At 74.6% G+C, this 23,096-nt stretch carries 9 protein-coding genes; 4 read left to right on the top strand and 5 right to left on the bottom strand.

All coding sequences use genetic code 11. From position 1 onward, the window contains the following. The coding region (locus ACFTWP_RS24630) for an SDR family NAD(P)-dependent oxidoreductase (RefSeq protein WP_380266906.1) at positions 1-14,084 on the bottom strand (14,084 nt) is incomplete at its 3' end. A gap of 889 nt (positions 14,085-14,973) precedes the next feature. Between ACFTWP_RS24630 and ACFTWP_RS24635 the strand changes: the two genes are divergently transcribed. Next, a complete protein-coding gene (locus ACFTWP_RS24635) occupies positions 14,974-16,143 on the top strand; it encodes a cytochrome P450 (RefSeq protein WP_380266907.1) in 1,170 nt (389 codons plus the stop codon). 586 nt (positions 16,144-16,729) lie between these two features. Here the strand turns inward: ACFTWP_RS24635 and ACFTWP_RS24640 are convergent. Beyond that, complete coding sequence (locus tag ACFTWP_RS24640; RefSeq protein WP_380266908.1) at positions 16,730-17,665, bottom strand: sugar kinase; 936 nt, start codon at positions 17,663-17,665, stop codon at positions 16,730-16,732. Further along, entirely contained in the window at positions 17,662-18,354 is a 693-nt protein-coding gene (locus ACFTWP_RS24645; protein WP_380266909.1) for a bifunctional 4-hydroxy-2-oxoglutarate aldolase/2-dehydro-3-deoxy-phosphogluconate aldolase, read from the bottom strand. Before ACFTWP_RS24645 ends, ACFTWP_RS24640 begins: the two co-directional genes overlap by 4 nt. A gap of 123 nt (positions 18,355-18,477) precedes the next feature. Between ACFTWP_RS24645 and ACFTWP_RS24650 the strand changes: the two genes are divergently transcribed. From ACFTWP_RS24650 to ACFTWP_RS24660, 3 genes are read left to right on the top strand one after another with little or no spacing between them, the layout of a single operon-like run. Then, positions 18,478-19,641 (top strand): mandelate racemase/muconate lactonizing enzyme family protein, encoded by a 1,164-nt coding sequence (locus ACFTWP_RS24650; protein WP_380266910.1) that lies wholly within the window; start codon positions 18,478-18,480, stop codon positions 19,639-19,641. Positions 19,642-19,644: 3 nt separating this feature from the next. Further along, entirely contained in the window at positions 19,645-20,586 is a 942-nt protein-coding gene (locus tag ACFTWP_RS24655) for a dihydrodipicolinate synthase family protein (RefSeq protein ID WP_380266911.1), read from the top strand. After that, complete coding sequence (locus ACFTWP_RS24660) at positions 20,583-21,305, top strand: SDR family NAD(P)-dependent oxidoreductase (RefSeq protein ID WP_380266912.1); 723 nt, start codon at positions 20,583-20,585, stop codon at positions 21,303-21,305. Before ACFTWP_RS24655 ends, ACFTWP_RS24660 begins: the two co-directional genes overlap by 4 nt. Before the next feature lie 64 nt (positions 21,306-21,369). On the opposite strand, the gene ACFTWP_RS24665 is transcribed toward ACFTWP_RS24660, so the two are convergent. After that, positions 21,370-22,248, bottom strand: coding sequence for an SMP-30/gluconolactonase/LRE family protein (locus ACFTWP_RS24665; RefSeq protein ID WP_380266913.1), 879 nt, complete (start codon positions 22,246-22,248; stop codon positions 21,370-21,372). Next, entirely contained in the window at positions 22,245-23,072 is an 828-nt protein-coding gene (locus ACFTWP_RS24670) for an IclR family transcriptional regulator (protein WP_380266914.1), read from the bottom strand. The genes ACFTWP_RS24665 and ACFTWP_RS24670 overlap by 4 nt, the downstream gene beginning before the upstream one ends. Between the last annotated feature and the right edge of the window lie 24 nt (positions 23,073-23,096).

Below are 23,096 nucleotides of genomic sequence, written 5' to 3' on the forward strand. Positions count from 1 at the left end.
AGCAGCCGGATGTTTCCGGACTCCCAGTCGACGTGCGAGGTCGGCGCGTCGACGTGCAGCGTCGGCGGCAACTGCCCGTGCCGCATCGCCATGACCATCTTGATCACACCGGCCACACCGGCCGCCGCCTGGGTGTGGCCGATGTTCGACTTCACCGACCCCAGCCACAACGGCTCCACCCGCCCCTGACCGTACGTCGCCAGGAGTGCCTGAGCCTCGATGGGATCGCCGAGCGTGGTGCCGGTGCCGTGGGCCTCCACCGCGTCCACCTCGGACGGCTCCAACCCGGCATTGGCGAGGGCCTGGCGGATGACCCGCTCCTGGGAGGGGCCGTTGGGCGCGGTCAGACCGTTGGAGGCGCCGTCCTGGTTCACCGCCGAACCCCGCAGCACCGCCAGCACCCGGTGCCCGTTGCGACGGGCATCCGACAACCGCTCCAGCAGCACCAACCCCGCGCCCTCACCCCAGGCCGTACCGTCCGCCGTCGACGAGAAGGGCTTGCAGCGGCCGTCGGGGGCCAGGGCACGCTGGCGGGAGAACTCCGTGAACTGCAAGGGGGTCACGCTCACGGTCACCCCGCCGGCCAGGGCGAGTGTGCACTCCCCCGAGCGCAGTGCCTGCGCCGCCAGGTGGATCGCCATCAGTGACGAGGAGCAGGCGGAGTCGACGGACACGGCCTGGCCCTGGAGGCCCAGCAGGTAGGAGACCCGGCCGGAGGTGATGCTCGGCGAGATGCCGGTGGCGAGGTAGCCCTCGGTGTCGGGTGGTGCCTGGTCGGGGCTGCCGACGTAGCCGGAGGACCAGATGCCGGTGAACACGCCCGTCTGGCTGCCCCGCAACGACGTCGGATCGATCCCCGCATCCTCCAAGGTCTCCCACGCGGTCTCCAGCAACACCCGCTGCTGCGGATCCATCGCGAGCGCCTCACGTGGCGAGATCCCGAAGAAGTCGGCATCGAACCCCGCCGCGTCCGCGAGAAAACCACCCGACCGCGTATACGACGTCCCCGGATGATCCGCATCCGGATGGAACAACCCCGCAACGTCCCAACCACGATCAGCAGGAAATCCCCCGATCGCATCCACCCCACCCGACACCAAACCCCACAACTCCTCCGGCGACCCCACCCCACCCGGCAACCGGCACCCCATGCCCACGATCACCACCGGATCACCCGACACCGGATTCCCGACCGGCACCACCGACGCCACCGACGCCGCACCCCCACCGGAGAGTTCGGCCGTGAGGTGGTCGGCGAGGTCGGCGGGGGTGGGGTGGTCGAAGACGAGGGTCGCGGGCAGCCGCAGGCCGGTGGCGCCGGCGAGGCGGTTGCGCAGTTCGACGGAGGTCAGGGAATCGAAGCCGAGGTCACGGAAGGCGAGTCCGGGGGTGATCGCGGCGGCGTCGGAGTGGCCGAGGACGGTGGCGGTGTGGGCGGCGACCAGGGACAGCAGGTCCGACGCGGGGGTCTTCGGCGTCGGCAGGGTCTGCGGCATCGAGAGGTCGGCCGTGGTCAGCGCGGGACGTCCGGCGGCCAGCGCGGTGTCGAACATGGCCAGGGCGCGATCGACGCCGATGGGGCGGATGCCCTTGCGGGCGAGGCGTTGGCGGTCGGCCGCGGTGAGGTGGGCGGTCATGCCGCTCTCCTGCTCCCAGTAGCCCCAAGCCATCGACACCGCGGGCAGTCCGAGGGTCTGCCGGTGTGCGGCGAACGCGTCGAGGTAGGAGTTCGCGGCCGCGTAGCCGGCCTGGCCGGCGTTGCCGAGTACACCCGCGGCCGCGGAGAACAGCACGAAGGCGGCGAGGTGGTGCTCGCGGGTCAGCTCGTGCAGGTGCCAGGCACCGTCGACCTTGGGACGCAGCACCCGGTCGAGCTGCTCCGCGGTCAGCCGGTCCACCACGGTGTCGTCGAGCACGCCGGCGGCGTGGACGACGGCGGTCAGCGGATGCTCGGCCGGGATGGAGTCCAGTACGGCCGCCAGCGCGTCGCGGTCCGCGACGTCGCAGGCCACGACCCGCACGTCGACGTCCCCTTGCGGCTCCAGGTGCGGCACCGCGCCGCCGCCGCGGCTGACGAGCAGCAGGTGCCGTACCCCGTAGCGGGACACCAGGTGCCGGGCGACGGCCTGGCCGAGGGTGCCGGTGCCGCCGGTGATCAGCACGGTGCCGCCGGGGTCGATCGGCTGGGGGACGGTGAGGACGATCTTGCCGGTGTGGCGGGCCTGGCTCATCAGCCGGAAGGAGGCGACGGCCTGGCGGAGGTCCGCGGCGGTGACCGGCAGCGGCTCCAACGTCCCGTCGGCGACCATCGCCACGACCCTGGAGAGGATGTCGCCCTGCCGCGCGGGGTCGACGTCGTTGAGGTCGAAGGCCCGGTAGATCAGGCCCTCGGGTGAGCGGACGTCCGTCTTGCCCAGCTCGACGAACCGTCCGCCGTCGGCGAGCAGCCGCAGGGAGGCGTCGGTGAGTTCCCCAGCGAGCGAGTTGAGGACGACGTCCATGGCCGGGAACCGGTCGGCGAAGCGGGTGTCGCGCGACGATCCGATGTGGTCGTCCGCCAGTCCGAGGCGCCGCAGGGCGTCCCACTTGGCGGGGCTCGCGGTGGCGAAGACCTCCGCGCCGCTGTTCAGGGCCAACTGGACGGCGGCCATGCCCACACCGCCCGCGCCGGAGTGGACCAGGACCCGGTCACCGGGGCGCAGTTCGCCGAGGTCGAACAGCCCGTACCAGGCGGTGGTGAACGCGATGGGCACCGACGCCGCCTCGGTGAAGCCCCAGCCGTCGGGGATCGCCGTCAGGAGCCGGTGGTCGGCGACCGCGCGCGGCCCGAAGGCGCCGGGCATCAGTCCCATGACGCGGTCGCCGGGCCGCCAGGCCGTGACGCCGGGGCCGACCTCGATGACGGTGCCGGCGCCTTCGCCGCCCAACGGGGGCCGGTCCGGGTACATGCCGAGGGTGATGAGCACGTCGCGGAAGTTCAGGCCGGCCGCGCGTACGGCGACCCGTACCTGTCCGGGTTCCAGCGCGGCCTCCTGCCAGGGCAGCAGGGCCAGGTCGTCCAGTTGGCCGGTGCCGGACTCGCTCAGCCGGTACGCGCCGTCGGGGGCGGTCAGTTCCGGCGCGTACCTGGCCTGCCGCGGCACCAGGACGCCTTCCCGGCGCAGGGCCAGTTCGGGTTCGTCGCCGGCTGTCATGGCGGCCCGGACCGCGTCCTCCTCGGACGCGTCGCCCAGGTCGACCAGGACGAACCGGCCGGGGTGCTCGGCGGCGGCGCTGCGGACCAGGCCGCGTACGGCCGCGCCGGCCACGCCGCGGGTCAGGACGGCCAGGCGTGCGGCCGCCCGCTCCGGCTGCTCGGCCAGGAAGTCCTGGACGAGCGTGCGGGCCCGCTGGACGAGGGCGTGCACGGAGTCCGCGTCGGCTTCCGCGGTGAGGACCGGGCTCGGCACCACCTCGGTCGGTGTGCTCGCGGTGAGGGGCACCCACCGGGTGTGCAGCACCGCGGTCCGGACCTCGGCGGCCGGACGGACGGTCAGCGCGGTGATGTCCGCGACCGGGTTGCCGGACAGGTCGGTCAGTGTCGCGCGGTAGGTGCCGGTGCCCGTGCGGACCAGGTGGACCCGGGCGGTCGACACACCGGTGGTGTGCACGGCGACGCCGGAGAAGGAGAACGGCAGCCGGACCCGGGTGTCGGGGCTGAGCAGGATCAGCGGCTGGAGTGCGGCGTCCAGGAGCGCGGGGTGGATGCCGAAGCGGGCGCCGTCGGGGACGGACACCTCGGCGTACAGTTCGTCCTCGCCCTGCCACAACGCCCGCACGCCCCGGAACGCGGGTCCGTACTGGTATCCGAGTCCGGCGAGGAAGGCGTAGAACCCTTCGGGGTCCACGGGTTCGGCGTTCCTCGCGGGCCAGTCGAGGCGACCGGCCGTCACCTGGCCGCCGAGGGTTCCGGACGCGTGGCGGACCCAGCCGTCGCCGCCCCTGGAGTGCACGGTGACCGGCCTGCGGCCGGCGTCGTCCGGGGCGCCGACCGAGACCCGGATGTCCGTGGGTGTGTCCGAGAGCGCGAGGGGCAGGTGCAGGACGAGGTCGTCAACGGTCCCGCCGGCCAGGGTGGCGAGTTCGAGGAAGGCGGTGCCCGGCAGCAGGACCGTGCCGTCGACGGCGTGGTCGGCCAGCCATGGGTGGGTGCGGGTGGAGACCCGGCCACTGTGCACGGTGTTCCCGTCGGGCAGTTCGACCGCGGTGCCCGCCAGCGGGTGCCCGGTGCCGTGGTCGCCGGCCGCGGGGGTGAGCCAGTAGGTGCTGCGCTGGAAGGCGTAGTGCGGCAGCCTGACGCCGTGCGGGCGCCGCTGCGGCCAGGTCACGGCGACGCCCTGGACGTGGAGGCGGGCCAGGGCGGTGTGGAATTCCCCGATGGCGCCGTGGTCGCGGCGCAGGGTGCCGGTCGCGATGCCGTCCAGCTCCTGCACCAGCACCGGGTGCGGGCTGACTTCCACGAACACCTCGTGGCCGTCGGCGGTGAGCCGGGCGGTGGCCAGGTCGAACCGTACGGGTTCGCGGAGGTTGCGGTACCAGTAGTCGGCGTCCAGGGCGGAGGTGTCGACGGGTTCCGCGGTGACGGTCGAGTAGAAGGGGACGTCCGCGGTCCGCGGTGTGATCCCGGCGAGGTCGGCGAGCAGTTGCTCGCGGATCGCCTCGACCTGCGCCGAGTGCGCCGCGTAGTCGACGGGGATGGCGCGGGCGCGGATGCCGTCCCCGGCGCAGGCTGCCAGCAGTTCGTCCAGGGCACCGGGGTCGCCGGACACGACGACGGTCGAGGCGGAGTTGACCACCGCGACGGTGATCCGCTCGCCCCAGGGGCTCAGGTAGCCGGCGGCGTCGTCCGCGGACAGCGCGACCGAGACCATGCCGCCGTATCCGGCCAGGGCGACCAGGGCCTTGCTGCGCAGGGCGACCACCTTCGCGGCGTCCTCCAGGGACAACGCGCCGGCCACGTACGCCGCCGCGATCTCCCCCTGCGAATGCCCGACCACGGCATCAGGCACCACACCATGCGCACGCCAGAGTTCGGCCAACGCCACCATCACCGCGAACAGAGCCGGCTGCACGACATCCACGCGCTCCAGCGGAGCGCCACCGACCAACACCTCCACCAACGACCAATCCGTGTACGGCGCCAACGCCGCCTCACACGCATCGATCACCGCCCGGAACACCGGCTCCGAGCCGTACAACTCCCCACCCATACCGACCCACTGCGCACCCTGCCCCGGAAACACGAACACCGACCGACCCACCGGGCGGGCGGTCCCGGTGACCAGACCCGGCACCGACCGGCCCTCCGCCAGTGCCTCCAGGGCAGCGGCGGTACCCACCACCACGGCCCGGTGCTCGAACACGGTGCGGGCAGCCAGAGCGCCCCCGACCGCGGCCGGGCTCACCTCGGGGTGCACGGCGGTGAAGGCCCCCAGCCGACGCGCCTGCTCCCGCAACGCCGCCTCGGACCTGGCCGACAGCGGCCAGAGGACCTGGTCGTCCGCGCGGCCCCGGGGAGCGGGTGCGGCGGAGTCGGCCTCGGCGGGCTGTTCGAGGACGCCCTGCTCGATGATGACGTGGGCGTTGGTGCCGCTGATGCCGAAGGCGGAGACGGCGGCCCGCCGTGGCCGCCCGGTCCCGGGCCAGGCGACCGGTTCGGTGAGCAGGCGGACCGCGCCGGACTCCCAGTCGACGTGCGTGGTCGGCGCGTCGACGTGCAGCGTCGGCGGCAACTGCCCGTGCCGCATCGCCATGACCATCTTGATCAGGCCGGCCGCGCCGGCCGCGGCCTGGGTGTGGCCGATGTTCGACTTCACCGACCCCAGCCACAACGGCTCGTCCCGCCCCTGACCGTACGTCGCCAGCAGCGCCTGGGCCTCGATGGGATCGCCGAGCGTGGTGCCGGTGCCGTGGGCCTCCACCGCGTCCACCTCGGACGGCTCCAACCCGGCATTCGCCAGTGCCTGGCGGATCACCCGCTCCTGGGAGGGGCCGTTGGGCGCGGTCAGACCGTTGGAGGCGCCGTCCTGGTTGGTGGCGGAGCCTCGGATGACCGCCAGCACCTCGTGGCCGTTGCGGCGGGCGTCGGACAGGCGTTCCAGCAGCAGGAGTCCGGCGCCCTCGGCCCAGCCCGCCCCGTCGGCGGCGTCGGCGAAGGACTTGCTGCGGCCGTCGGGCGCGCTCGCCCCCTGCCGGGACATCTCGGTGAACAGCGTGGGTTCCGCGTTGACGGTGACGCCGCCGGCCAGGGCGAAGGAGCATTCTCCCGAGCGCAGCGCCTGAGCGGCCAGGTGCAGGGCCACCAGGGACGACGAGCAGCCGGTGTCCAGGGACAGTGCCGGGCCGAGCAGGCCGAGCTGGTAGGCGAGCCGGCCGGACCCCACGCTCGACGCGGCGCCGGTGACCTGGTAGCCCTCCAGGTCGTCGGGGACCGGCCCGGCGGCGTAGCCGGTGGACCACATGCCGGCGAACACGCCGGTGGCTGTGCCCTCCAGCGTGGTCGGGTCGATGCCGGCGTACTCGATGGTCTCCCACGCGGTCTCCAGCAGGATGCGCTGCTGCGGGTCCATGGCGAGCGCCTCGCGGGGCGATATCCCGAAGAACGCCGCGTCGAAGTCGCCGGCGGCGTCGAGGAAGCCGCCCCGGGACGTGCTCGACGTGCGGGGGCGGCTTCCCGTCGGGTCGTACAGGCGGTCGATGTCCCATCCCCGGTCGGCCGGGAAGTCGCCGACCGCGTCCACGCCGTCCGCGACCAGCCGCCACAGGTCCTCGGGGGTGCCGACGCCTCCGGGGTAGCGGCACCCCATGCCGATGACCGCGATCGGCTCGTCCGTCGCGGCCGGGGCCGGGGCCCGCGGCGTGTCCTGCTCGCCGGACTCGCCGGACAGGTGGGCGGCCAGCCGTGCCGGGGTGGGGTGGTCGAAGACGAGGGTGGCGGGCAGTTTCACCCCGAGCGCGGCGGTCAGGCGGTTGCGCAGTTCCACCGCGGTCAGCGAGTCGAAGCCCAGGTCCTTGAACGCCTGCCGGGGGTCGAGCCGCTCGGGGGTGGCGTGTCCCAGCACCCCGGCGACGTGGGTGGTGATCAGCTCCAGCAGGTCGGTGCCGCCGGCGGGGGGCGCGGGTCGGGGGGCCTGCGGCCGGCTGTGGGCCTCGGGCAGGTCCCGCAGCAGCCGGCTCGGCCGCGCGTGGGTGTAGGCGCGGGCGAACTGTGCCCAGTCGGCCTCGGTGACGACCGCGAGGGCCTCGTCGTGGTCGAGGACGTCCTGCAGCGCGTCGAGTGCCCGGCCCGGGTCCAGTTCGCCGAGGCCGAGCAGGGTGCGCTGGCGCTGCACGGACTCCAGGGCCGCCATGCCGCCCTCGGCCCAGATGCCCCACGCGACGGAGGTCGTGGCGCGGCCCTGGGCGCGGTGCTGTGCGGCCAGGGCGTCGAGGAAGGCGTTGCCGGCGGCGTAGGCCGCGCCGTGGCCGTCGCCCCACACGCCCGCGGTGGAGGAGAACAGGACGAAGGCGTCGAGGTCCGGCAGGAGTTCCGCCAGGTTCGCCGCCCCGGCGACCTTGGCCGTGACCACCTCGGCGAACTCCGCCGGTGTCGTGTCGGCCAGCCTGGTCGCCCTGATCGCGCCGGCGGTGTGGAAGACCGCGCGGATGTCGCCGACGCGCTCGACGAGGTCCCGTAGGGCGTCCCGGTCGGCCACGTCGCACGCCGCCACGGTCACCCGTGCCCCGGCTGCCTCCAGTTCGTCGCGCAGGCCGGCCGCGCCGGGTGCGTCGGGGCCGCGGCGGGAGGCCAGCACGATGTGCTCCGCGCCCTGCCGCGCGAGGCGGCGGGCCACATGTCCGCCGAGCGCGCCGGTACCGCCGGTGACCAGCACCGTGCCCCGCGGCCGCCAGGGCCGCGCGGCCGGGCCCGACGAGGCCTTGCGGCGCAGCCGCTTGGCGAAGCGCCGGGCGCCGCGGATCGCCACCTGGTCCTCGCCCGTGCCGGCGAGCACGACGAGCAGCGCGTTCACGCTCTCCTCGTCGGGCACGGCGGGAAGGTCGACCAGGCCGCCCCAGCCGTGCGGGAACTCCAGCGCCGCGGACGCGCCGGTGCCCCACGCCAGGGCCTGGGCCGGGCTGGTGACCGGGTCGGTGCCCGAGGTGCTCACGGCGCCGCTGGTCGCGCACCACAGCGGGACGGCCGCCGTCCTCGCCGGGTCCGGGCTGCGCTCCGGGTCCAGGGTGCGGATCAGATCCAGGGTGCGGACCAGGCCCGCCGGGAGCACCGGGTGGTCGGGGTGCGGCTCCTCGTCCAGCGCCAGCAGCGACAGCACACCGTCCGGCCCGGGCCGGGTGTCCCCGGTGTCGGCCACGTCCCAGCTGTCGGCCACCGCGAAGCCCCGTTCGCGCAGGGCCTCGGCCCACGGGTGCCCGGTCGCGGCCAGGACCAGCCAGCGATCCGGGTCCACCGGGGGCACGGCACCGCTCGTCGGCGCCCATGCCACCTCGTACCGCCAGTCGTCACGGGGCACCGGCGGGGTCGCGGTCACCCAGTAGGGCTCGCGCTGGAAGGCGTACGTGGGCAGGTCCGCCCTGGGTGCGGTGCGGGGCAGGACCGGAACCCAGTCGACGTCGGCTCCGGCGGCGTAGAGGCGTCCCGCCGCGGCGAGGAACTCGGTGAGGCCGCCGTGGTCGCGGCGCAGTGTTCCGGTGGCGGCGACGTCCAGCGCGGGCACCAGCACCGGGTGCGGGCTGACCTCCAGGAACAGGTCGTGGCCGTCGGCGGTGAGCCGGGCGGTGGCCAGGTCGAAGCGTACGGGTTCGCGGAGGTTGCGGTACCAGTAGCCGGCGTCGAGGGCGGAGGTGTCGACCGGCTCGCCGGTGACCGTCGAGTAGAACGGGATCGCCGCCGAGTGGGGCGTGATGTCGGCCAGTTCGGTGAGCAGTTGCTCGCGGATCGCCTCGACCTGCGCGGAGTGGGCGGCGTAGTTGACGGGCAGGCGGCGGGCGCGGATGCCGTCGGCGTCGCAGGCGGCCAGCAGTTCGTCCAGTGCGTCGAGGCCGCCGGACACCACGACCGCCGCGGGTCCGTTCACCACGGCGGTGGTCAGCCGCTCGCCCCAGCGGGCCAGGTAGCCGGCTGCCTGTTCGACGGACAGCGCGAGGGACACCATGCCGCCCCGGTCGGCGATGACGGCCAGTGCCCTGGAGCGCAACGCCACGACCTTGGCGGCGTCCTCCAACGACAACGCGCCGGCGACGTACGCGGCGGCGATCTCCGCCTGGGAGTGGCCGACCACGGCGTCCGGCTGCACGCCGTAGGACCGCCACAGGTCGGCCAGCGCCACCATGACGGCGAACAGGGCCGGCTGCACCACGTCGACGCGGTCCAGCGAGCCGTGGCGCAGTTCGTCGACCAGCGACCAGTCGGTGTACGGGGCCAGGGCGGCGGCGCAGGCGTCGATGCCGGCGCGGAAGACCTCGGACTGCTCGTACAGGTCACGGCCCATGCCCGCCCACTGCGCCCCCTGGCCGGGGAAGACGAACACGGTCCCGCCGGTACGGGCCGGCAGTCCCGGCAGTCCCGGCGGGAGCGCGGCCAGGCCCGACAGCAGGTCGTCCCGGTCGGCGCCGACCACCGCGGCCCGGTGCTCGAACCGGGTGCGGGCGGCCAGTGCGCGGCTGATCGCGGCGGCCGGGACCTCTGGGTGGGCGGTCGCGTACGCGTGCAGCCGCTCGGCCTGGGCGCGCAGCGCGGCGTCGGTCTTCGCGGACAGCAGCCAGGCGGTGGGGGCGGCCCGGCCGGCGGGTTCCGGAAGGTGGTCAAGGTCCGGGTCGGAGGACCTCTCGATGCTGCTCTGCTCGACGATGAGGTGGGCGTTGGTGCCGCTGACGCCGAAGGCCGAGATGCCGGCGCGGCGCGGGTGCTCGCGCTCCGGCCACGGCCGGGCCTCGGTGAGCAGCCGGACGCCGCCGGAGGCCCAGTCGACGTGCGGGGAGGGGGCGTCGATGTGCAGGGTTCGCGGCAGTTCGCCGTGCCGCATCGCCATGACCATCTTGATCAGGCCCGCGACGCCGGCGGCGGCCTGGGTGTGGCCGATGTTCGACTTCACCGACCCCAGCCACAACGGCTCGTCCCGGTCCTGACCGTAGGCGGCCAGCAGGGCGTGGGCCTCGATGGGATCGCCGAGGGTGGTGCCGGTGCCGTGGGCCTCCACCGCGTCCACCTCGGACGGCTCCAACCCGGCGTTCGCCAGCGCCTGGCGGACGACGCGTTCCTGGGAGGGGCCGTTGGGCGCGGTCAGGCCGTTGGACGCGCCGTCCTGGTTGACCGCGCTTCCGGCGACGACCGCCAGCACGCGGTGGCCGTTGCGGCGGGCGTCCGACAGACGTTCCAGCAGCACCAAGCCGGCGCCCTCGGCCCAGCTGGTGCCGTCGGCCGCGGCGGCGAAGGGCTTGCTGCGGCCGTCCGCCGCGAGGCCGCGCTGGCGGGAGAACTCGGTGAAGCCCAGCGGTGTCGCCATGATCGTGACACCGCCGGCGAGCGCCAGCGAGCACTCGCCCGCGCGCAGGGCCTGGGCGGCCAGGTGGACGGCGACCAGGGACGACGAGCAGGCGGTGTCCACGGACAGCGCCGGACCGCGCAGCCCGAGGTGGTAGGCGACCCGGCCGGACGTGACGCTGGTCGCGATGCCGGTGAACAGGTAACCCTCCAGGTCCTCCGGCAGGCCGGGCCCGGTCGCGTAGCCGGACGACCAGACGCCGGTGAACACGCCGGTCTGGCTGCCGCGCAGCGAGACCGGGTCGATCCCGGCGTGCTCGAAGGTCTCCCAGGCCGTCTCCAGCACGAGCCGCTGCTGCGGGTCCATGGCGAGCGCCTCGCGGGGCGAGATGCCGAAGAACGGAGCGTCGAAGTCGGCCACCGCCTCCAGGAACCCGCCCCGGGTGATGTACGTGGTGCCCGCGCCGCGCAGTTCCGGGTCGTACAGGCCGCCCAGGTCCCAGCCGCGGTCGTCCGGGAAGTCGCCGATCGCGTCCACGCCCTCCGTGACGAGCCGCCACAGGTCGTCCGGCGAGGCCACCCCGCCGGGGAAGCGGCAGCCCATCCCCACGATGACGACCGGGTCGTCGTCGGCGGCCCGGGCGGCGGCGGCCGGCCGGTCGCCGGGGCCGGTGCGCAGCCAGTCGATCAGCTCCGCGGGCGTCGGGTGGTCGAAGACGAGACCGGAGGGGAGTTGCCGGTCGAGGGCGCCGACCAGGCGGTTGCGCAGTTCGAGCCCGGTGACCGAGTCGAAGCCGAGCTCCTTGAAGGTGAGCGCGGGATCGATGTCCGCGGGGTTCTCGTGGCCCAGCACGAGCGCGATCTGCGCGGTGACCACGGCGGCCGCGTCGATCGCGTCGGCCGACTCGGCCGACTCGGGCTCGCCCGGGTCCGTGCCGCCCACCGCGGTGTCGTAGGTCTCCGGGCCGCCGTCCGGCCGGCCGGGCGCGGCGGCCTGCGCCGCGTGCGCACCCGGGCCGGCCGCGGTCCGTCCGCTCTGCCCGGCCGTCGTTTCGGGCAGCCAGTACGAACGACGTTGGAAGGCGTACGTGGGCAGGTCGACCGGCGCGGCCCCGGCGACCGCCGGGGACCAGTCGACCGGCACGCCGGCCACGAACAGCCGGGACAGCGCGGTCAGGAAGACGTCCGGCCCGCCCCGGTCACGGCCCAGCGTGCCGGTGGCGACGCCGGACACGCCGGTCCGCTCGCGGGTCTGTTCCAGGATCTGTTCGAGGGCGGGCAGCAGCACCGGATGCGGGCTGACCTCGACCACGACGTCATGCCCGTCCGCCAGCAGTGCGGCGGTGGCCAGGTCGAAGCGGACCGGCTCGCGCAGGTTGCGGTACCAGTAGCCGGCGTCGAGCTCCGTGGTGTCGTCGAGGAGGCCGCCGGTGACCGCGGAGTAGTACGGGATGGTGCCCTGCCGCGGCCGCACACCGTCCAGTTCGGTGTCCAGCCGTTCGCGGATCGCCTCGACGTGCGCGGAATGGGAGGCGTAGTCCACCGGGACGACGCGTGCCCGGACACCGTCCGCCGCGCAGGACTCGACCAGTTCGGACAGGGCCTGCGTGTCGCCGGACACCACGACCGAGCCGGTGGTGTTGACCACGGCGACCGTCAGCGCGCCGCCCCAGCGCGACACGTAGTCCTCGGCCCGCTCGGCGGACAGGGCCACGGACACCATGCCGCCCCGGCCGGCCAGCGCCACCAGCGCGCGGCTGCGCAGCGCCACGATCCGGGCCGCGTCGGACAGCGACAGCGCCCCCGCGACGTACGCCGCGGCGATCTCGCCCTGCGAGTGCCCGACCACCGCGTCGGGCTCGACGCCGAAGGAGCGCCACAGTTCCGCCAGGGACACCATCACCGCGAACAGGGCGGGCTGCACGACGTCGACGCGGTCGAGCGGGGCGCCGTCCAGGACGTCGGCCAGGGACCAGTCGGTGTACGGGGCCAGGGCCTGGGCGCACTCGTCCATGGCGGCCCGGAAGACGGGGTACGCGGCGTACAGCTCCCGGCCCATGCCGACCCACTGCGCGCCCTGGCCGGGGAACACGAAGACGGTACGGCCCGGGGTTCCGGCCCGGCCGGCGGCGACCTGGGCGGAGTCGAGCAGGACCGCGCGGTGCGCGAAGCGGGTTCTGGTGGTGGCCAGCGCGTGCGCGACCTCGGCGCCGGTCAGGTCCGGGTGGCTGCGCAGGTGTCCGCGCAGGCGCTCGGTCTGCGCTCGTAGCGCCTGCTTGGTCCGCGCCGTGACGATCCACGGCGCCGGCAGGGCCTCGGGGGCGGGCCGCCGGACCGGCGGCGCGGCCGCCTCGGGCGCCTGCTCGACGATCACGTGCGCGTTGGTGCCGCCCATGCCGAACGACGACACGCCGGCGAGCAGGGGCGCGTCCGGCCGCGGCCACGGGGTCAGAGCCGTCTGGACCCGCAGCGCCAGTGCGTCGAGCGGGATGCCGGGGTTGGGGGTTTCGTAGTTCAGGCTCGGCGGCAGTGCGCGGTGGTGCACGCTGAGGACGGCCTTGAGCAGACCGACGATGCCCGCGGCGCCTTCCAGGTGGCCGACATTCGTCTTGGCGGATCCGACCCGCAGGGCGCTGTCGGCGTCGCCGGACTCGGCCGGGTCGCGGTAGGCCGCCGCGAGGGCGGCGGCCTCGACGGGGTCGCCGACAGCGGTGCCGGTGCCGTGCAGCTCCACGTACTGCACATCCGCGGGACGCACGCCGGCCCGGGCCAGTGCTCCGCGGATGACCTGTTCCTGGGCCTGCGCGCTGGGCACGGTCAGGCTGCGTGTGGCGCCGTCGTTGTTGACCGCGCTGCCCCGGATGACACCGTAGACGCGGTCCCCGTCGGCCAGGGCCCGGTCCAGCGGTTTCAGGACGAGGAAGGCGCCGCCCTCACCGCGGACGAAGCCGTTGGCCCGGGCGTCGAAGGTGTAACAGCGGTCGTCCGGGGACAGGCCGCCGAACTCCGCCGCTCCCTCCTCGCGGGCGGCGGTCAGGTTGAGGTTCACCCCGCCGGCCAGGGCGAGCGCCGACTCACCGCGGCGCAGGCTCTCGACCGCCAGATGCACCGCGACCAGCGCCGACGACTGGGCCGTGTCGACCGTCATGCTCGGTCCGCGCACGCCGAGGAAGTGCGAGACGCGGTTGGCGATGACGCCCCGGCTGGTGCCGGTCAGTGTGTGCGGCGTGATGTGACCGGGGTAGGCCAGGGACGTGTAGTCCTCCCACATCGAGCCGACGAACACCCCCGTCGGGCCGCCCGTCAGCGTGCTCGGCACGATCCGGGCGTCCTCCAGCGCCTCCCAGGCGAGTTCGAGCATGAGCCGCTGCTGCGGGTCCATGCCGGCGGCCTCACGGGGGGACACACCGAAGAACGCCGCGTCGAAGCCGTCCACCCGGTCCAGGTAGCCGCCCTGCCGTACGCCCTGCCGGCCCACGGGCGGCGCGGTGATCGCGTCGGCCCCGTCGCACAGCAGTCGCCAGAACGCCTCCGGGTCCGGGGCTTTCGGCAGCCTGCCCGCCATGCCGATGACAGCGACACGATCAGCGTGCGAATCCAGGGGGGAGCGCATCACATCGACACCTCGTGAGCCGGGGGATGAAGGAAGGCGGGGTGTTCCCGTAGCAGTCCCGATGGTGCGGCTCCGCCGCGCGAGCGGCCGGATCATCGAGCACGCGGCCGGCACGGCGACCCGGTGGTGTCCGAACCCGGGCTCGACCGCGCCTCTGGCGCCTATTCAGTGGAGCGGTCCTCGAGCGCGACAGCGTTGGCGACGCTCTTTCAGGAAGATGCGCTGGTGAGCTGAGCGTGGGGCCGAGGCGATGATCGCCCGCGAACGAGCATGGCAGCAACATCACGCCATCGCCATAGAGCAGGCGAAGGCTGTCTCAAACGAGGCACATGACAACGACATCTGCCTGCACGACCGCGGCACCATGGCGAGATCCGTCCCGTGCCGCGTGAAACGCGGCGCTTCTTGCGGACGGCGTGTCGCAGTGCGCGCCGGCCGACCTGCCGCGAATCTGCCGGTGAACCTGCCGGGGCGGTCGCGGACGTTCCTCCACGCCCCGCACCGCAACGACCGGGCCGGGTTCACGGGCACCGTCGACGCCGCCGGTGACAACACCCTAGAATCCCATTCGCACTCGCACGGAAGAACGTCCTCGACCGCCATCCGGCCACCCGGGGAAACCTCCGCACGGCGATCAATACCCGGATCGAGCGAACCGATCACCGGCGCCGCCGACAGCTCCGGCCGAACCGTTCGACCCCCATCGACTTCGAGACGATCGCGAAGTGCCACCGCCACCGGCGGCACACAACCCAGCTGTCACCGATCCGTGCATCGGTCCCGGCCGCTCGCGCCCGGCACCCGGTGCCCCGGTCTGGTGACATCCAGTCAGGAGGCAGCGATGCAAGCCACGTTCCCCCTCACCACGCCACACCACCTCGACAACGAGCCCGAAGCCGAGGCTCTGCTCGCACAGGCTCCGGTCGTCCTCGCGACGATGGGTACGACAGACCTCTGGCTCGCCCTCTCCTACAAGGCGGTGCGCCAGGTTCTGAGCGACAGCCGGTTCAGCCGGGAGGCGGCCACACGTCCGGGCGGCTCGCTGAAACTGTCCGTCGCCGCCGACCCGTTACTGGTCACCAGCCTGGACGGCGAGCGCCACGCCCGCCTGCGCAAGCTGATGTCGCAGGCGTTCAGCCCACGCATGGTCGATCAGCTCGAACCACGCGTGCAGTCCATCGTGGACTCCTTGCTCGACTCCCTCGATCCAACCGCGGACCTTGTGGCAGGTCTCTGCGCCCCACTGCCGTTGATGGTGATCTGCGAGCTGCTCGGCGTGCCCTACTCCGAGGCGGAGGCCATCCGCAGGTGGACCAGGCGGCTGTTCGTCACGAACATCACCCCGGACGAACTGCGGGCCGCACAGGGCGAGATGCAGGACTGGCTCGCCGATCTGGTGCGCCAGAAGCGGGCGCAGCCCGACGACGGGTTGATCTCGGCGATGGTCGCCGCCAACGACGAGGGCGACCACCTCACCGAACCCGAGCTGCTGGCCAACCTGGAGGGCCTGCTGATCGCCGGCCACGAGACGACCGTCAACCAGCTGGGCAACTCGTTGCTGACCCTGCTGCGCCACCCGGACCAACTCGCGCTGCTGCGGTCGTCACCGGACCTGATCGGACCGGCGGTCGACGAACTACTGCGCTACAGCAGGCTCTTCACCTCGGCCGAGGTCCGGGTCACGACCGAGCCCGTCGATCTGGAGGGCGTCGAACTGGGGGCGGGCCAACCGGTGCTGCCGGTCATCGTCGCGGCCAACCGCGACCCCGCCGTGTACCCGGATCCCGGCCGCTTCGACATCACGCGCGAAGGACCGGCAGCGCACCTCGCCTTCGGGCACGGGCCGCACTTCTGCCTCGGCGCGATGTTGGCCCGCCGGGAGATGCGGGTGGCGATCGGGTCCGTGGTGAAGCGGTATCCGGGGCTGCGCCTCGCCGTTGACGAGTCCGAGCTCACCTACGTGCCGGAGCTGGTCTTCCGCGGCCTGCAGGCGTTGCCGGTCACCTGGTGATCCGTGGTCTCGCGTACCGCAGGCGCGGGAGTCGGACGGGATCGACCGGTCGGGGCACGACACGACCGACGGCCCTTCCGGCACCTTCGACCTGCGGTACGACCGGCACGGCGAACTCGTCGGCGTCCAAAGGGTCTACGGGGCCGCCGAGCGGTTGACGGCCCACGCTCCCGCCCCCGTGTACCAGCACCCCGGCCGGATACGCCGCCGTGAGGGTGACGTCGGTGATGGTGCGGCTGCGGTCGGGGCGGCCGTCGTCGTGTCGCTCGCTGTGGCGGGACACATGGCGGTGGGCGGTGCCGACCGGGTGGTGCGGCCCCGGGAGGAGTACCCCGGCCGGCACGCCTCCCCACCCGCGGCGCGGTCGGCCGGACGGACACTCAGGTCGCACCCATGAGACCTCCGTCGAGCATCTGCGGCGAGGGTGCCGGAGCCGGTGGCCTGCACGGGTTCGCCGGCCACGACCGCGCGCACCAGGACGTCGCGGACGGCGTCCACCCTGCTCGACAGCCGCGGGACCGGCCGCGGGCGCGGCCCGAAGGGCCGAGGAAACGGCCGGTCACCAGGGGCCGGGGTCCCGCGGCGGTCAGCGCACCGCCGTGCCGTCGCCGCGGGCGAGGAGCGAGAGGTCGGCGCGGGTCGGGAGGGACTCCCAGTCGCCGCGGACGCCCACGCAGAATGCTCCCGCGGTGACGCCGCGGGTGAGCCGGTCGTCCGTCGGCAGCCCGTCGAGCGCGGCCGAGAGGTATCCGGCGACGAAGGCGTCGCCCGCGCCGATGCTGTCGGCGACCGTGGTCGGCAGGGCGGTCCGGGAGCGGCTGCGGCCGGGGGTGTGCGCGCGGGCGCCGGCCGCTCCGGCGGTGACGACGACTTCGGCCACCCCGCGGGCCAGCAGGTCGGCCACCGCGTCGGCGGCGGGGGTGAGGAGGTCGAGTTCGTCCTCCGAGGCGAAGACGGTGTCGACCCAGGGGAGCAGGTCGCTCAGCACGGCCGCGGCCTCGGCCCTGGTCCACAGTCGGGCCCGGTAGTTGACGTCCAGGCAGACCCGGGCGCCGGCGCCCCGGGCGGCGCGGGCGGCGGCGAGGGTCGCCGCCCGGGCCGTGGCGGACAGGGCGGGGGTGATGCCGGTGAGGTGCACCAGCTCCGGCGCGCAGGCGGCGACGGCGGCCTCGGTCTCGGCGGCGGTCAGGGTGGACCCCGCGGACCCGGCTCGGTGGTAGCTGACCCGGGTGATGTCGTGGGCGGCCTGGTCGAAGGTGATGAACCCGGTCGCCGCCTCGGGCGTGACGCGCGCGTACCGGAGGCCGACGCCTTCGGCCCGCAGGGTCCGCAGGACGAGTTCGCCCGGCTGGTCGGCGCCGACGGCGCCGAGCCAGTCGACCTGGTGCCCCAGGCGGGCGAGGCCGATCGCGACGTTGCTCTCCGATCCGGCGACGGACAGCCGGGCCGGCCCGCCGAGCCGCAGCGGGGCCGCGGTGCGCACGGCCGCCATGGTCTCGCCGATGGTCAGGACGCCGCTCATCGGGCGGCCCCCGCGGCGGTGGCGGCCTCGGTGCCGTCCGGGACTTCGGCCGCGCCGGTTGCGGTACCGGGCTGCCGGACGGCGCGGAGCAGCCGGGCCGCGCGATCGGCCAGGCCGGCGAGGTCCCCGCCGCTGCCGGCGTCGCCCAGGAGCGGCGAGCCCACGCCGACGGCGAGCGCCCCGGCGGCGAGGTAGTCGGGTGCGGAGCGGTCGTCGATGCCGCCGATGGCCACGAGCGGTGCGTGCGGCAGCGGGGCGAGCAGATCGCGCAGGTAGCCGGGGCCGTGTGCGGCGGCGGGGAAGACCTTCACCGCGGTGGCTCCGGCGGCGAGCGCGGCGATGACCTCGGAGGGGGTGAGGGCGCCGCAGAGCAGCGGCAGGCCGAGGGCGGTGGTGCGGGGCGCGCCGGGGGTCAGGCCCGGGGTGACGGTGAACGAGGCGCCGGCGGCGGCGGCCAGGTCGGCGTGCTCGGCGGTGAGGACGGTGCCCGCGCCGATCAGGACGCCCGGAGGGCTGTCGGCCCGGGCGCGGGCGATGGCGTGGAGCGCGCCCGGTGTGGTGAGGGAGACCTCCAGCGCGGTGATCCCGGCCTCGGTGAGGGCACGGATGCAGTCAACGGCGAGGTCGGGGCCGTCGGCCCGGACGATGGCAAGGACCTTGCGGTCGGTGAGTTCCTTCAGCAGATCCACGGGTTCTCCGGTGGTCAGGGGGTTTCTCGCACTCCGGCAAACGTGGATACTACTTTCAACATACGCAAGCGCCAAGCCATCATGCGGAGGAGCTATGCGGATTATCCAACTTTGGGAGCCTTCTTGCGCATCACCGATGTGACGACCTTCATCCTCAAGCAGCCCACCGGCCCGTCCGGGGCCGCGTACCTCTCCGACGGCGGGGACCGCCCCGATCCCGGCTACTTCACCCGCCCGCCCTGGCGCAGCCTCTACTCCGCCCGGATGGAGACCCTGCTGGTCCGCCTCACCACCGACGACGGCCACCAGGGCTGGGGCGAGGCGCTCGCCCCCGTCGCGCCCGAGGTGACCGGCGCGATCGTCGACCGGATGCTGGGCCCCTGGCTGACCGGCCGCGACCCGCGCGCCGTCCGCCCGCTCTGGGACGCCATGCGCGACCTGATGCGCGAGCGCGGCCACCTGACGGGCCACCAGGCCGACGCGATGGCCGCCCTCGACATCGCCCTGTGGGACCTGCTCGGCCGCGTCACCGGCCTGCCCGTCGCCCAACTCCTCGGCGGCGCGTACCGCACCGAGATCCCCGCGTACGTCTCCGGGCTGGCCGAGCCCACCGACGAGCGGCGGGCCGAGCTGGCGGCCCGGCTGGCCGCCGAGGGCGCCACCACCGTCAAGCTGGCGGCCGGCCAGGGCGTCGACGCGGACCTGGCGACCTACGACGCGGTGGCCGCCGCCGCGCCCGGCCTGCGGATCGCGCTCGACGCGCACTGGGTCTACCCGCTGTCCGACGCGCTGCGCCTGGGCCGCGAACTCGACCGCCGGGGCGCGCTGTTCTTCGAGGCCCCGATCGCCCCCGAGGACGTCGAGGGCCACCGGGAACTGGCCGCGCGGATCGCCACCCCCGTCGCCGTCGGCGAATGCCTGCGCAACCGCTACGAGTTCCGCGACTGGATCACCCGCCGCGCGCTGCGCATCGCCCAGCCCGATGCGGCCCGCACCGGCCTCACCGAGGCGATGGCGATCGCGGCGATCGCCGACGCCCACCACGTCCCGGTCGCCTACCACCACTCGGTGGGGCTCGGCATCGCCCTGGCCGCCGGGCTGCACGCCTCGGCCGCGACCGCCGACTGCCCGTTCTTCGAGTACCAGCCGACCCCGCTGCCGTACGCCCAACGCATCCTGCGCACCCCGATCACCGCCGGCCCGGCCGGTTTCGTTCTGCCCGAGGGCCCCGGCCTGGGCATCGAGATCGACACCGAGACCGTCGAGCACCTCGTCAAGGAGAGCTGACCGTTGTCCCCCACCCGTACCCCCACCGGACTCGTGCCCATCCTCGCCACGCCGTTCGACGACTCCGGCGCGCTCGACCGGCCCTCGCTGCGGACGCTGGTGGAGTTCCAGCTCGCGGCGGGCGCGGACGGGCTCGCGGTCTTCGGGATGGCCAGCGAGGGCTTCGCGCTCACCGCCGCCGAGCGCCGCGTCATCCTGCGCGAGGTCCGCGCAGTGGCCGGCCCGGCCGTCCCGCTGGTCGCGGGCGTCAACGGCACCGGGACGGCGGTCGCGGTCGAACAGGCCCGGCTCGCCGCGGACGAGGGCGCGGACCAGCTGATGGTGCTGCCGCCGTTCCTCGCCAAGCCGAGCCGCCAGCAGGTGATCGACTTCTACGGCGCGCTCGCCGCCGCCACCGACGCCTCGGTGATGGTCCAGGACGCGCCCGGGGTCACCGGCGTCGCCATCGACGCCGCCGCGATCGGCGTGCTGGCCGCCGTCCCCGGCATCACCTCGGTGAAGGTGGAGGCCCCGCCCACGCCGGTGAAGATGGCCGCCGTCGCGCAGGCCGCCGGGCCCGGCCTCGCCGTCCTCGGCGGCCTCAACGCGGCCTCGCTGTGCGAGGAGTACGACAACGGCAGCGTCGGCACCATGCCCGCCTGCGAGTTCACCGACCTGCTGCGCCCGGTCCTGGACGACCTGGCGGCCGGCCGGCGGGCCGCCGCCCGCGCCGCCTTCACCCGGCTGCTGCCCCTGATCCACCTGGGGATGCGACCGGGTCAGGCCTGGGCGGTGCACAAGGAGGTGCTGCGCCGGCGCGGGGTGATCGCCTCCGCCGCCGTCCGGCTGCCCGCGCAGGAGCTGGACCCGCTGACCGCCCGGGCCCTGGACGAGGTCCTGGACGATCTGCGGCTCGTCCCGGCCGGCGGCCGGGTGCCCGGCGGGCGGCGGGAGGTCGTCGGATGAGCCGGGCCGTGCTGCTGGTCGGCAGCTCCTCCCCGATCGGACGGGCGATCGCCGAGGCCTTCGTCCGGGGCGGCGACCGCGTCGTCGGGGTGAGCGTCGAACCCGACCCGAACCCCGCCCTCGCGGACGCGCTGGTCCTCGACGCGGGCACCCCCGAGGGCGCGGACCGGGCGGTCGCGCACACCGTCGACCTGCTCGGCGGGCTGGACGTGCTGATCCTGGCGGCCGCGGTGATGGCGCCCGGCCGGGCTCACGAGATCGGGCCCGAGCAGTGGCGCGCGGCGCTCGACAACACCCTGGACACGGCCTTCTTCCCGGCCGCCGCGGCGCTGCGGGTGCTGCCCGCCGGCGGGGCGGTCGTCGCGGTGGGCTCGGTCAACGCGACACTGGCCGCCCCGTGGCTGCCCGGGTACGCGGCGGCCAAGGCGGGGGTCGAGGGACTGGTGCGCCAACTCGCCCTGGACTACGGGCCGCGCGGAGTGAGGGTCAGCGCGGTGGCGCCCGGAATGATCGGCAACGAGCAGCTCCCGCACGTCGCGGACGGCTACCCGCTGGGCCGGGTCGGCCGCCCCGACGAGGTCGCCGACGCGGTGCGCTTCCTGGCCGGCGCGACCTTCGTGACCGGCGTGGTCCTCCCCGTCGACGGCGGACTGTCCATCGCGTCCCCCGCCGCGTTCCTCCGCCCGGACCTGCGCGAGCGCCTCTACGGCGGCGCCTGACGCACGCCGATGCCCTGCCGCCCGCGCGACGCGGGCGGCAGGGCATCGGCGTTCCCGCCGGGGTTCAGCGGACGGGCAGCTCGGCCCGGTGCGCCGCGGGGCCGCCGACGCCGACCTCGACGGCGTACGTCCAGCCGGAGGCGTCCTCGCCCTCGACGGTCGCGGTGGTGACCACCAGCCGGGTCCCGACGAAGGCGCAGGCGGTCGGCCGGGAGCAGGGCATCTCCACCCGGTGCAGCTCGGTCCCGTCGGGAGCGAGCCGGACCACGGCGGCGGCGTCCCACAGCGCGACCCACAGGCAGCCCCGGTCGTCGACCGCCAGCCCGTCGGGCGCGCCCTGCCGGACGGTCAGCGGCTCGCCGTCGGGCCGCGGGACGCCGTTCCGGTCGAGGCGCAGGCGGTGGATCCGCCGGTGCCCGGTGTCGACGACGTAGGCCAGGGATCCGTCCGGGCTCCAGCCGATGCCGTTCGCGGCGAGCATGCCGTCGAGCAGGACGGCCGGCGGCCGGCCGGCGGACAGCAGGTGCAGCCGGGCCACCGGTTCCAGGGGGCGGCGGTGGCCGATCGAGCCGACCCACAGTCGGCCGAGCCGGTCGACCGCGCCGTCGTTGAGCCGGGCCCGGCCCGGGTCGGGTTCCGGCACGGCGGCCACCGCGGCCTGCGCGGGCGCGGTACCGGGCCGCCAGTGCAGGACCGTGCCGTCCAGCGCGAGCAGCCAGTCGTCCGCGCCGCCGGCCCGGACGGCGCAGCCGAGCTCGCCCTGGAACTCGGCGAGCAGGGCGGGTGCGGACAGCGGCTCGGCGGCGTCGGGGCGGGCCTCGGCCGACCAGAGCCGTCCGGCCACCAGGTCGACCCAGCTGAGGGTGCCGGTGGCGGCGTCCAGCCTCGGCGACTCGCCCAGTAGGGTCCGGGGCAGGGCGGTGCGGACGGGCCGGTCGCTCAACTGCCGGGCTCCGTGGCGGCCAGCGGCAGGCGCGGCTGGGGGCCCCGGGAGGGGGAGAAACCGAGGCCGACGGAAAGCTCGTCGGCGGCCTCGATGACGGTCAGTGCCCAGTGCTGCCTCCGGTTCGGCAGGTCCAGCTCCGAGAGCGGGCCGCTGATCGAGAGGGCGGCGACCACCGTGCCGTTGCGCCCGCGGATCGGGGCGGCCACGCAGGCCCGTCCGAAGGCCAGCTCCTCGATCTCGGTGGCGTAGCCGCGGCTGCGGACCTCGGCGAGCGCGGACTCCATCGCGGCGAGGTCGGTGAGGGTGTTGGGGGTGTAGGCGTCGGCGCGGCCCTCGCCGTAGTAGCCGCGGACGTGGGCCGGGTCCAGGTCGGCGAGGACGGCCTTGCCCATGCCGGTGGCGTGCAGGGGGGCGGTGCGGCCGGCCATGGTGAAGTTCTTGGGGGCCCGCGCGCCTTCGAAGTTGCACAGGTAGAAGAGCTGCTCGTCGCGGAACTCGGCGAGGTTCACACCCAGTCCGGTGGTGTGGGCGAGGTTCTGGGCGATCTGGCGGGCGGTGCGGAACAGCGGGGAGCTGTTCAGGGCGACCGAGCCCAGCGTCACCGAGGTCGGGCCGAGGCGGTAGAGCCCGGTGCGGGCGTCCTGGAGGACGAAGCCCAGGCGGTCGAGCGAGGCGACCATCCGCGAGACGGTGGACTGGCCCAGTCCGGTACGGGCGCAGAGCTCGGAGATGCGCAGTTCGCTGTCCTCGTCCGAGAAGCAGAGCAGCAGTGACATGGCCCGTTCGACGGCCTGGGTGCCGGCCCCGGATTCGGCGGTCATGGTCCTCCTCGGTAGGACGCGGCG

The sequence above is a fragment of the Kitasatospora sp. NPDC057015 genome (genome assembly GCF_042673745.1).
Lineage (GTDB): Bacteria > Actinomycetota > Actinomycetes > Streptomycetales > Streptomycetaceae > Kitasatospora.

What these genes read in the sequence shown, in the direction of transcription:
- ACFTWP_RS24640 (WP_380266908.1), bottom strand. Translation starts at nt 17,665, where the DNA reads ATGAGCGGCGTCCTGACCATCGGCGAGACCATGGCGGCCGTGCGCACC.
- ACFTWP_RS24635 (WP_380266907.1), top strand. Translation starts at nt 14,974, where the DNA reads ATGCAAGCCACGTTCCCCCTCACCACGCCACACCACCTCGACAACGAG.
- ACFTWP_RS24660 (WP_380266912.1), top strand. Translation starts at nt 20,583, where the DNA reads ATGAGCCGGGCCGTGCTGCTGGTCGGCAGCTCCTCCCCGATCGGACGG.
- ACFTWP_RS24670 (WP_380266914.1), bottom strand. Translation starts at nt 23,072, where the DNA reads ATGACCGCCGAATCCGGGGCCGGCACCCAGGCCGTCGAACGGGCCATG.